Origin of the sequence: Clostridium sp. DFI.1.208 (assembly GCF_024463855.1) — a bacterium.
In the GTDB taxonomy this organism is placed as follows: Bacteria; Bacillota_I; Bacilli_A; order Erysipelotrichales; family Erysipelotrichaceae; genus Clostridium_AQ.
The window spans coordinates 1-12,839 of sequence record NZ_JANGCA010000081.1 but is presented as its reverse complement, the minus strand read 5'-3'; the positions used below and the strand labels follow the sequence as shown (position 1 = coordinate 12,839).

Genomic DNA, 12,839 nt, shown 5'->3' with positions numbered 1-12,839 from the left:
TTGTCATCCAGCAGCTTCTGTATCTCAGCCTCACTCAGTCCATCCAGGGTGCCCTCACTCTGGTCGGGGTCCATGGCAAGACCGTCTCCGGTATCGAACAGCTTCCATGCGGCAAAGCTTCCCAGCACTATCAGCAGCAGTATGAGGATGAGCCATTTCTTTTTCCCGTTCCCCTGTTTTCCTTCCTTCTTCTCTTCTTTTGATGCTTCCTTCATCTCTTCCATTCATTTTCTCCTTCCATCGTACCTTTGCATAAGGAAGGAACTACTTCCTCCCTCATGTAAGAGCACGATGTGCTCTTTTGTATGTATCCGTGTTCTCTGTTTATGGTGCAGGTGTCGGATCTGCCTTATCCATTTCCAGCGTATAAGTTACATTGAATGCCTTTTCATAGATACCTTTTGTTTTTTCTGGAATCGTACTCTTGGATGCACTACCATCAAGAACAAGCGATTTTGATGAATTCGGTGCTATCTTCAACTGCTCAGCAGCTTCAAACGTATTATCTCCCAGCTTCATCCATTTATTGTTCAACTTGATTGCGACAGTTTTAGGGTTATCTGTAATCGCCTGCGCTGCTGTATCATCATCTGCCAGCGTCCATGCTCCGTTCAATGGCTTCTCGAACTTCACCGCTGTCACCTTGACTCCTACTGAGGAATCCTTATCGACTGCGATCGCATACTTGTCTTTATGCGGTGCCTTGAACTGCAATGGAGCATCTTCTGCTGCACCAGTTTCCTTGTTCAGTACAGCGAAGTGCAGGCGGATCGGTACGGTCACCTTCATCTGGTCAAGCTTCGTGTCGCTGGTAAGCATTGCCCATACTTCCCCGTTTGCTGCTTGTGTATCGGTTTCTGATTCGATGTTCTTGTTTTCATCCGTCTGTGGATTCACTTCTGTTGCTTCATCTGCTGCGTGGATCGGTGCTGTGACAGCACACATCATCGCTGCCATTGCTAATGCTAATAGTTTTTTCATAATGGTTTCTCCTCTACCTTTCTTTCCTGACCCGTATCTTTTACATCCCCGCCGGTCTGGGATACATGCTCTTTCCTGCTTCTCATTCCTTCACCTTTATTTTCAGCTTTGCCGATGCTTCACCTGCCTTTTCATTCGTTTTCGTGTCATACGCCTCGAACGTCGCCGTGCACGGATAGGTCCCTTTCTTCAGCTCCTCATCCAGATAATCCTCCTTGATCACCTGTGCCGGCTTGATCGCGTCACTGTGATAGATCTCCCGCTCATCGCTATCCATCGTGATCCTCACCTTCATGTTGTAGCGGTTGTTCGGTGCGTTTTCGATGCGCAGCGTCCCCTTGCTCTTCCCATCCTTGAACACCGGGGAGCTGTTGATCGATATCGCCAGCATGCTTTCCGACAGCTTCTTGTCCAGCATCTCCTGGATCTGTGCCTCACTCATCCCATCCAGTGTCCCATCCTCTGCGGCACTGTCGAAGCGGAAGCCGTCCCTTCCCAGAAAGAACCAGATCCCGATCCCGGCGATGACGAGCAAGAGGAGGAGGACAGAGATGATCTTCTTCCTGCTCTTACCTGCTGTTTGCTCTTCGCTCATTTCGTTTCCTCCTTCCCCTTTACTTCGTAGATGCGCTTTCCACTGATCGTAGCGTCTTCCTTCGCTACCTCTATGATGAATTTGAATTTATAGGCTTCATCGATGAACTTGTTCTCTGTGAAGTCCCATGTCTGCGCCTTACTCGTGATCCCACTGAAGTAATAGCCGCTCCATGCATCTGCGCCCAGACGCATCAGATGTGCCGGCTCGCTGTTCGGTAAGCCGGTATCCAGCCATGCGCCGCTCGTGATGTTCGTGAAATTCGTCCCATCATTCGAGCACTTCAGATACGCGTCTCCGCTAGGGATCTGATCATAGTAGGTCGTCTTCGTCATCTGTCCCTTTAATGCCGGCACCCTCGTACTCTTCTCTGCCACTTTTCGATCGATCCCGAATTCCATCGGCATACTGCTCTTATTGATCGCCTGTTCATTGTTCGTGCTCTGCTTCATCACCTGATCATCCAGTGTCAGCTGGATCTTCGTCGGCAGCTGCATGGTGATCTGTGTCGTCATGGTGATATCCGCCTTCAGCTTGGCTGTGATATGCTCGGCACTGTCATCCGCCAGCATCGCTTCCCAGATATAGCCTGTCTCACTCATCGCATTCACTCGATAGATGAACACCTTCATGAAGTCCGCAGTCTCCGGTACCGCGACGCTCGTACTCCTACCATCTGCACGAGCGAGCACATTCTTATCTTTATCGTAGAACACCAGCTCTACCGCAAAGTTTCGATCTCCCCATGCGCTTCCCTTTTCATAGACAAGATCTGTCGCACTGCCATCCGCCTTCTGGAAATCGGATACCGGATGCTTGATGTCTGCATCGATCGCCGCTGCTGTTTGATCACTTTCTTCCTGCTTCTTTGTGATCTGGTTTTCATTGATCGTTATGCTTCCCTTTTTCAATGTATCCGGGAATACGATGAAGTCACTTTCCGCTTTCGGCGGTGTCGCTCTGTCCTTACTGTTTGTGATCGTCAAAGGTCCGAAATCGATGAACGGAGCCGGAGATAATCCATCTGACTTCACTGCCGCACTTGGATCATAGGTGTCCGTCTCTGCGATCCTCGTCCACAGATAGTATTCCTTAAGCCTATCCAGATTTGTGAATTCATGGCTACCATTTTCTTTTATTTCCACCGTATCCCAATCTTCTTTTACTGGTACATAATCTTTATCACTCGTCAAATAGTATTCATACGTATCATTGACCTTTGTCAGGATCAGGTTCGTATCCAGGTCTCGCTCCAATCCTCGATACTCCTCTTTCGGTGACTCTGGATTTACCGCTTTTGTCACGATGACAGAATTCGTCTTCTTTATGCTTCCCTGATAATGAGCAGCATCCGCCTTTGCTTTGTATTCCACCGTGATATAGGAGCCGACATCCTCCTTCGTATAGGTATAGCTGTAGCTGATCGTCTTCGCTGTTAGATTTGTTTCAACTCTGTCACTGTCTACTGGGATCGTCTCTCCATTGCTTCTATGTAAGAGGAACTCTCCTTCGTCATAGCCTTCTCCGCTATATATGAACTTGATCTGTGATCCGATATTGCTTGGTCTGGCAGCTGCCTGTCGCATATCCGCAACATCCTGAATCACTAATGCACCCTCACGGAAGAGCGCATGCTCTGTTTTGATCGTTTCACTTGGATCACTGATTACCGACTGATCATAAGCAGCTGTCGGAATGAATCTAGCAAACAGCTTATAGTCACTATCTCTTCGCAAGTTACGGAACCAGGTATCCTGTGCCTTATACTCCGCTTCACTCTGCCAATGGATATTGGATTCAATTTGTTCTTCTGTTAGCACTTCATCCTTGTCATTTACCGGCTGATCATTTACATAGCGCAGATACCCGACCTGTACATATGGAATATCCACAATTTTGTCCGTCTTGTAATTCATTGGTGTACCAAACTGAATACTGTTTCCGTTCACTCTGACCTTCGTTGGGGAATTCGGCTTATTTTGCTCAGCCTTTTTCCTCACGATGATACCATTTGTTTGAACACTACCAACATATTGACCGCTTGCAGGTGCCGTATACACTGCATAAACTATACAATCCATCTCTGATGGTGTCAGTGCATAGCTGCTTATATTCCCTGGATCTGTATCCGTTATCTTTTCTGCCGTTCCCACTAGATTATTTGCACTGTCTACTGCTTGACGATACCAGGTAAAGACTCCATTCTTTTCATCCTCACCTAAATACTTCGCCTCTAATGTATCCAATACCTTTGTTGTATCCTTCGTTTCTATTCGTGCAGTGCCTGTAATCAAAGCTCCTTCCAATGGATTCTTTGTAATTAACGTGATCATACCAGAGTAATCATCAATGCCAGTCATCGTGATCTTTAAATACTGTCCTGTATATTTCAATGGAACTTCAAAGCGGCTAACTGCATATTTTTTATCAGCACTGATACCATCTTCTCTTGAATTTTTCACAGCCCTCATTTCCGCATCAATATTCTGCCATTCTTCCGTACCATCTTTTTTAGAAGCGACATAGTATTTCCAGGAAACTGTTGGTGCCTTTCCATCAACAGTATATTGTATTGTCTTGCTCTGCAGTGTCTTCCAACTAACATTCGTATCAGCTTCCTCTATTTCCTTGTAATCCGTTCGCTCCAACGGCTCCTTTGCACTTTTTACTGGACGAGCAGAGTTGATACCGCTTGCCGCATGTGTTCTGGATTCCAATCTGGCAACATATACAACATAGCTTTTGTTCGCATCTACACGAATATCCATTTGTTCATTATTTACCTTGATCCAGTGCTCCGTATTATCTGTACCTGAATTATCAACTTTGCTGGTTTCCTTTTTATCTACATCCTCAGATATTTCAAGTACTGGAAGTTCATCAATATCTGAAGACTGTAAGTAGTAATAGATATCTTCGTATGGAGTTTCCTTGCTAATCAAACGCAGCAAACTTCCAATCTGAGCAGAATCTTCTCCAAGCGCAGTAACAGTTGGTGCTACCGGAATTTCATAATCATCTTTATATACATTTCCAAAAGATCGTTCTGTGTATTCTGAGAAATCACTATCATTTTTCGCAATATAACGCACAGTTACAACTGGATTTCCATCTACAGGAGGAATTTTGAATGAAGGTTTTATACCTCCATCTGACTCGGAAACCGGTATTTTATCAAGATACCATTGCCAGTTTCCACTTGTACTATCATCCGCTTCATCAGGATAGATACCCTTTACATATTCGACAGTCAATACAGTGTCAATACTTGGCTTGCTCGTATCACTTGTCACAGTTATATTTCCAAGTAACGGTGATTTTTGCGTTCTTATCGGCTGTGTATTAATTAATTGCCATTCACTGGCGTTATAACCGATTTTCTCTGCCTTACGAATGAAGAAGTCGTATTCTGTATTTCTGGAAAGAGAAGTAATCTCAACATCTTTTCCCCATGTTACGGTAACATTATTAGAAGTGATAACTCCTGTCGGTTCATTATGCTTACGATATCCAAATTCATAAATAGAAGTCTGATCATCTGTTTGAACAACATTCAAGGTAAGCTGATATTGCATGATGTTTTTGATTTCTGTCTTCGCTGTCCCCAATACCTGATCTGCATTCTCAATCACATCGCTGGTAAATGAGCAGCTGCCCTTGTAATCTCCATTTGCTTTATAAGTTGCTTTTATCTTATATCCGGCATCCTCAGGCTTTAATTGATAACTGATCTTGTTGGGATTGATTTCATCAGGAGTCGCTAGGACGGTATTGCTCTTACTTTGATCATCCTTATCGATACGTTCCAGAATCCAGATACCTGTCAACCCAGTAGTATCCGGATCCGTACCAGAAGCAGTGAACGTTATGATTTCTTCAACCTTCTGTTCTCCGCCCAGCACAACTTTACTTTTTCCTGTAATATCAGACTGATCCGTCGCAGCAGTTGCATACGCAGACCAAGGACTCGGTTCATAGTCATCTTTTTCATGAAGTCTGGTATACAGATAATAAGTGGTATTTCTATTTAGCTTATCAATTGTAACTTCTTCATTATTGTCATATCCCAGTTTATCGTTATCCAGAATTTCAATATCTTTTCCTATGGTATCTGTATAACCAAAATCATATGTATCCATCCCCGTATGTTTTACAGATAAGGAATGTGCGCTCTTCATTTCACCAACAGGTGCATCCGGTGCTATCTGAGTTTTCCTTAAAACTTTTTGGATCGTATAAGAAACAGGATCAGTCTTACCTTCCTTTATCGGGTCCTTGAAATCTCCAGTTCCATAGAATGTAAATTTCAAGCTACAGCCAACATCTTCTTTTGTAAGTAAATAAGATATATCATACTCGTTTTTACTTACAGCCAGTACTGTTATATCGATTGGATCTGCATTTTCAGGTATTCGTTCAATCTTCCAATTACCTTTTTGAAGATTATCATCTCCTATGGAAACACGCACTTCGTTTCCCATATTGATAGCACCATTTGTTTTAATAGGACCAACGATATCTGTTTTCTCTGTATTGGTTTTATCTATAGATTTCCATTCGCTTGGTTCATAACCTGTACCACCCGCAACTCTAGCAAAGAACCAGTAATCGGTATTTCTTGTAAGACCGGTAATGGTAAATGCTTCTGTAGATTGGCCTGCAATGATTTTATTTCCAGCTTCTGAAGTTGCATATGCATATTCATAATTCGCACCGTCAACACCATCTGCCTTAAGTTCAACAGTACTATCAGTTTTTGATTTAATAGTTATTCCGGTAGGTGCTATTGAAGTTACAGCATTTGTAAAGCCTGATGACATAGTCGCAAATCCTGTTGCACCTACATCTACTTGTATTTCATATCCGACATCAGATGGTTGTATAACGTAAGAATCAGACTTCGCACCATTGATTGCTGTTCGATTAGTTTCTCCATTTTTTCTACGATACCATTGATATGTGATATTTGGTGCTCCAGAAGTCATTGCAGTTAATTTAGATCCTGGATTTGCAGTTCCTGATATAGAAACAGTATTTAATGCTTTCACTATACCTGCAGAATCTTCAGATACAGTAAACTCAAATGTATTTTCCGGTGTTGCTCCTGTAGTTTTATCATTATAAGTTACAGTTATGATTGCTGTTCCTGGGCTAATGGGTAAAATAGTACCACCATCAGTTACTTTAATAACTTCCGGATGGTCTGACTTATATGAAAAGCCTTGCCTCCTTAAATTCTCTGGTACTTGTAATACGCCATAAATTTTACCTTCAAACATTTGTGTGGCTGTTGTCTTGTTGTCAACACTTATAAAAGCTCCACTAGTCGCTGAATATAAATCAGCGATTATAGATGCACTAGGAGAATTTTCTTTCGTATCTTCAAGTATCCATTTAAGCTGTGGATAATACCCTTCTCGATATACATATTTATCGCCTAATACTAACCCAGACCCTACCATCTCGCTAGGCAGTTTACCTATTACTTGTCCTGCATCAGCTAAATTGGTAGCTGGAAGTTTTACCTTATCATAATAATTATTCTCAGAGCCAGCTAACAATGGTTGTGCTGCGATTGCTCCAATTGCGAATGCGTCACTTGGATAGATATACTTACCTGCAGAATATGAATTTTTTACAATTGCCGATCCTCGAATTAGTCCTCCAACGGCGCTTCGAGATCCTATTTTTATCTCGTTTCCGACCATGAAACAATTATTGAAATGAACATTAGTACTAGGGCCTCCTACCCAGCCTACTAATCCACCACTGGATACTCCGGGCCCTGCCATATCAAAAATTCCACGAGCTGTCCCTATTTCGTCTAATGTTAATGATTCTCCTTGATTGTATACTTCACCATTCGCAAATATCATTCCTCCAGCATGACCATGTATAGATGCATCTACCATGAATAATTTTGACGCCTTTACATTTTTGAATGCAGAATCTCCTGCGATAACACCAGAATAATTCTCAACGGAAATATTAGAAATAATCAAATTTTTTATTTCTGCCGCATCATCAATTGAACCCGATATCTGTGATGTTACTGGATTTTTCAAATGTGAAATTGTATGAAAATCACCATCTAATACTCCATAAAATTTATCAGGTGTAACTTCTGCTGCAGGAAAAGAATCTAAATTTAAGTTTTTGGTAATAACATAATTTGAAGTATTACTTCGATCGTCAAAAGGTGCGTTACCTTCCATAAACTTAATGAAATCCTCTTCTGACGAAATAGCAGTTCCAGCTTTGTAAGTAATAGTTTCTTCGCTAATCAGATTTTTATTATCTAAAGCTTGATATTGATTAGTAACATAAAGGTAATAGGCTTTAGGTTTACTCACTTCAACACTAATTTTTTTACCATTCCAATTCTCTTTGTTAAGAAGTTTAATTGTTATTTGATTACCGTCATATGTATAATCACCATTGATATCCGAATTAGTAATTACTGTTCCATCGATTTTAAATACCACTGTATCTCTATTCGTGTTTATGTTTCCACTTTCTATATATCCGTCAACATTAGCTGTAATAATTTCATTCTCATACCCCTTTCCTTTTAGGGATAAAGACTCTTCATAGATCTTTCTGATATAGGAAGTATTTACCGTTTGTATACTATCTCCACCATAGCCAATTTCATTATTAGGCACAAACTCAGCCTTGATATAGTGCTTCCACAAATCCTCACTAAGAGTCAATGAACTATAGGACTTATTGATCGTTGGACTATACCCACTCGCAAGCTGTTCCCATGAGTCACTATCGGAAGCTGGCGCTGAAGTTTTTCCATCATCTCCACAGGTTGTAGTGCTCTTATACCACTTCCATGTACCCTGTACATTATTAGCATCCTTTAACTCTGCGGTGATAGTTTTACCTACGACAGGATATGCGATTTTCGTATACGAGATACTTCCGTCCTCTGCTTCTTTGACATCTGTCGTATTCTTTATTTCCATTGTACCTGTTTGATTCACGGTTCCAATATCTGCACTGCTGCTAATGATACTACTGACCTGTGTTAAATCTGTTTCTGCCTTTACAATATATAAGGTATATTTTGTATTTGCTGTTAAATCATTTTTAAGATAATCTATGCTTGTATTTGTTGTAAGTGCAGTACACTGTGTCCAGCCTGCTGCTTCTAAATCTTCTTTTTTTATTTCCGTTGGTGGTTGTGGTGCATCTATATTTGCATTTTGGATTCGGTACCATATATCTTGATAGTCCCCTAATGTGAAATCCATACTGGGTTTACTTGCAGGTGTATCCTTACCCTGTACAAAATTAGTGATTGTTGTATTTGTAACCAGCTGTTTCTTGATCTTTGGTGTAATTGCTTCTTTACTGCCAATGAAATCGCTGCTTTCCGGCATGGAATATACGGCTTTAATTGACTTATGAATATCCTCACTTTGCGGTGTATACTTACTGTCAGTAGCTCCTGCTATTGCATCATATGCTCCACTATCATTTTCACGATACCATTGCCAATTACCTCCTTCATCTGATCCGGCCGGCATATAGCTGGCTTTGTTATATACTGCTTCCATTTCCTGTCCTGCAGTATCTGATCCACTAATCTCTACATATCCCAAAATATCTGTCTTCTTTGTAGAAACTGTTATGTATGAGCTAGACCAATCACTATCCGAATACATATCATTACCTTTTACCTTTACCCAGATATTGTAATCGGTATACCTTGATAACCCTTTGATCGTTATATTCGTACCTGCATATGCATCGTAGTCTGCGGGTTTTGCTTTTGCTACATCTGTACCTGTACTATAACAGAAGCCGTAAACTAGGCCCGGTGTTCCATCCATTTGAAATGTAATTGTAGAATCTGTTGCTGAATTTTCTACTTCCTTCAATTGATTACCATCTGCCGGAGCCATCTGTTCCTTTTCATATTTCAATAATGCTTGTGAATCTGCATCTACATAATCAATTAGAGCGCCAGTTATCAATTTCTTTTTATAGTCCTCATGAAATTTGAACTCTACTGTATAAACAGTTCCAGGTTTTTCATTCTTCGGTATTTCATAATAAGTACTATATCCATCCTGTCCCGGATAGAAGTCTTTGATTTCGGTTTTGACTCCATCTATTGTTTTATACCAACTCCACACTCCGTCTACAGAATTTGGTTTAGTTCCTGCTGCATCTATCTTTCCAAGCCGTGCTATCAAACGTTCACCCTGTGTTGGTGCGCTACCTGCACTTCCGTATTCAAAATAGATAGCACCGTTATATTCTGTTTTTTCTGTTTTTATCTCAAGATACTTTGTAGACCAGTCAGATTTCTCATGTTGTTTATTTGCATCAAATCGCAGAAACAAATAATATGTCGTATTGCGATCCAATCCCTCTATAAGTGCTTCGTCCTCAGAGGCATACTGGACATGCTGATCACTTGGACGATATTCTTCTGGTACTCCATTTTTTAATTTTGAAAATCCGATATTAAATCGCTCACTTCCCTGACTGGCAGTTAATTTTGGTAATTTCACAATCACACTTTTATCTGTTATAGTGTTCAAATCTTTCAAAACCCCAGAAGGTGCTTTACATTCAGCCAATTGTATAACTTCACTTTGAGCACTAATTTCTCCACCATAATTTCCTGTCCCTGAAAGTACGACCTCTAATCTATGATTGATATAATCTGAATTATTTAATTCAACAGAGTACCCATCCCAGGTTGGTTCTGTTACAGCCTCGCCTCTTGTTCCATCATCATTGACTAAATACCATGTATAATCTCCTGTTTGCTTTGTGTCCTCACCGGTTATCTCAACATTCAAAGTATCTCCATAGCGATAACCTGCTCCTGTCGACGTTATATTAAGAGTCCCTTTCACGAAAGGATTCTTTGTTGTTATTGATAATCCTTCCTCTGTGTATTCTGAAGGAAGATGTCCATTCTCGCCTATCGCTTTTACATAGATGTAGTATTTTGTTCTTGGCTTCAAACCTGTAATGGTAACTGGATTACTACCTCTTGCATATACTTTGAATTCTGTCTTTACATCGCCAGCACCTGCCTGACTATATGCGAATTGATATAAACCATTTCCTATTGTGTATTCCTCCGGCATCTTTATAGTAACAGATGTGTCTTCAATCGATGTTTCCTTGTCTACTGCTAAAACTGGTAAAGACGTTGGAACAGCAGTTGGTGCAGCTACCACAGATTTTGAAAACACAGTACTCTTAACTATCCCACTTGCGCCCCCTTCTCCTTTTGCTGTGGCTTTTACACATATCTTTTCATTAACATCTTTTCCTTTCAACTGATAAAAATTTCCTCTTCCCTGAATTTCATCATTCACGGTTCCATCATCTTTCATATGATGCCATGTATAATCCACTTCCGTATCAAAATTTTTTGGTTCTACCAAAGCATATAAACCCTTATCGACTACCATGTCTGCATCTGTCGCTTCAACTGTTCTTTTTGCATCTGTATAGATCTTTATTGCAGTTAACGGGGCTTTTACTACAGATGTACTACAGGTCTGAATACTCCCTTCAAAGGATTCATCCTCTGTTGTAAAGGTTACACGAATATAATTGCTGCTATCATCCGACTGCAAGACATAGCTGCTCATTTGATTATCTCCTGCTGTTGTGATATTTTGTGTCAGCTCTTCCCATGTTTTACTCGTTGGCGATTCTGCTTTTTCCCATTTCCATGTTCCTTTTGTCGTAAGCGTATCCTTCAGAGTTGCGGTTAAAGTTTCTCCGGCTGCCATGTTTTCAGATAACTGGATGCTTCCACCTATTTTTCCCTTATTAGTCTGTATTTGTGTTTTCTTTACACTTTTCGTATCTTTTAAATCATAATCATACAGATAGTATGTTGTGTTCCATTTCAAATCACTCCATGTAATTGCCCCATTCCAGAGATATCTTTTCCATCCACCTTCAATTGCGGCTTTATGATCTGCTGGCAGATTTCTATCTAATCCGCTTTCTGTCGTGACCAAATAATAATGATTTGCCGTCATATTATAGCTGATGCTTGTACTTTTTTCCGCCACGGATTCTCCTGCAGCCGGTTTTCCTTCCGCTAGAAGCTTTGCGGAGGCAGCCATCAGGGTTCTTCTTCCGCTGTCTGTCTTTGCAATCAGTGTCCCTTGTGTATTCTGTTCAAGGTCATCCGTTACCTTGGCGATTGCCGCATTTCCAGATACTCCGACATTCCCCTCTGCACTCCATGAGACAGCTTCTTTCCCTGTTGAGGAGGGCAGTGCCACATCCTTCGTCAGTCCCATCAGACTTGTCTGCGTGCTGACTGCCAGTGTACTGAGCGCACTCAGCTTCTTTGCCTCTTCACTGTATTTGTCTGTGATCTCTTTCTTTGAAGATGGATAGCTCCCCTTTGTTTGTTGGAATCCGTCTATTGCCAGATCTCCATTGACCATCTGCGCACTTGTGTATTCCTGTGCTCGCAACTCTTCTTTCGATGCCACGCTGATATCATAGAAGCTGCTTTCCAGCTTACTGCTCTCTCCATTGAAATTGCCTGTTTCCTTGCCTTCCACATACACGGCCGCATAGCAGTTTATGATACTGCTTTCTTTTCCGAATCCATATGCAGATTGCTTGCCTTCGATGATTCCCGTTACATAGCTGTTGCTTATTTCTGCATTTCCGGAGACGACAAAACCGGAAGCTCCTGCTTCCCCTGTGATTTCCCCGCTCACATAGCTATTCCCGATACTCGTATTCGCTGCACTGACCAGCATACCGGAAGCGGATCGCTGTGATGCTATCTTCACTAGTATCCCCACTCCATCGATTTTCGTATCCTTTGCATTTACTGCCAGCGCTGCTGTATTACTGGTACTGCTGATCTCACTACTTAGATTTACATTCCTTATTGCTGCTTTATTCAACGAAGTGAACAGCGGCTGCTTCAAGCCCTTGATCACATGACCGTTCCCTTCCAATGTCCCTGCGAATTCTTTTTCCACCATGATAGAATCAGAGGTAACCGTGATATCGCTGTCCAAAATGTATATCTTATCCGGTGCTTTGGCGATATCCTTTAGGCCTTGTTCATTCGTGATATGGATTTCTTTCACTACGGGTTGTTCTTCTTTCTTCGGATCTTCCTTCGGCTGTTCCGTTATATCGGTCACTTCATAGGTTGCGGTCATACCAAGAGGTGCATTATCTGCCGCTTCGCTCTGGAACACATAGCTTCCGTTCTCCTTCGGCGTATAGCTTCCCTGAT

4 protein-coding genes are annotated in these 12,839 nt (G+C 41.6%); all 4 read right to left on the bottom strand.

Translation table 11 applies throughout. From position 1 onward, the window contains the following. Positions 1 to 224, bottom strand: a 224-nt coding sequence (locus NE665_RS21950; protein WP_256302642.1) for a hypothetical protein, incomplete at its 3' end; no start/stop codon positions are given. Between the two features lie 100 nt (positions 225 to 324). Further along, positions 325 to 981, bottom strand: coding sequence for a hypothetical protein (locus tag NE665_RS21945; RefSeq protein WP_256302641.1), 657 nt, complete (start codon positions 979 to 981; stop codon positions 325 to 327). Between the two features lie 82 nt (positions 982 to 1,063). Beyond that, positions 1,064 to 1,576 carry a hypothetical protein gene (locus NE665_RS21940; RefSeq protein ID WP_117444961.1) on the bottom strand — a complete coding sequence of 171 codons (513 nt, stop codon included), beginning with the start codon at positions 1,574 to 1,576 and terminating at the stop codon, positions 1,064 to 1,066. Beyond that, positions 1,573 to 12,801, bottom strand: coding sequence for a ZmpA/ZmpB/ZmpC family metallo-endopeptidase-related protein (locus tag NE665_RS21935; protein ID WP_256302640.1), 11,229 nt, complete (start codon positions 12,799 to 12,801; stop codon positions 1,573 to 1,575). Before NE665_RS21935 ends, NE665_RS21940 begins: the two co-directional genes overlap by 4 nt. Between the last annotated feature and the right edge of the window lie 38 nt (positions 12,802 to 12,839).

Excerpts from the sequence above, each read along its gene's own strand:
- NE665_RS21940 (WP_117444961.1), bottom strand. The coding sequence starts at position 1,576 with ATGAGCGAAGAGCAAACAGCAGGTAAGAGCAGGAAGAAGATCATCTCT.
- NE665_RS21945 (WP_256302641.1), bottom strand. The coding sequence starts at position 981 with ATGAAAAAACTATTAGCATTAGCAATGGCAGCGATGATGTGTGCTGTC.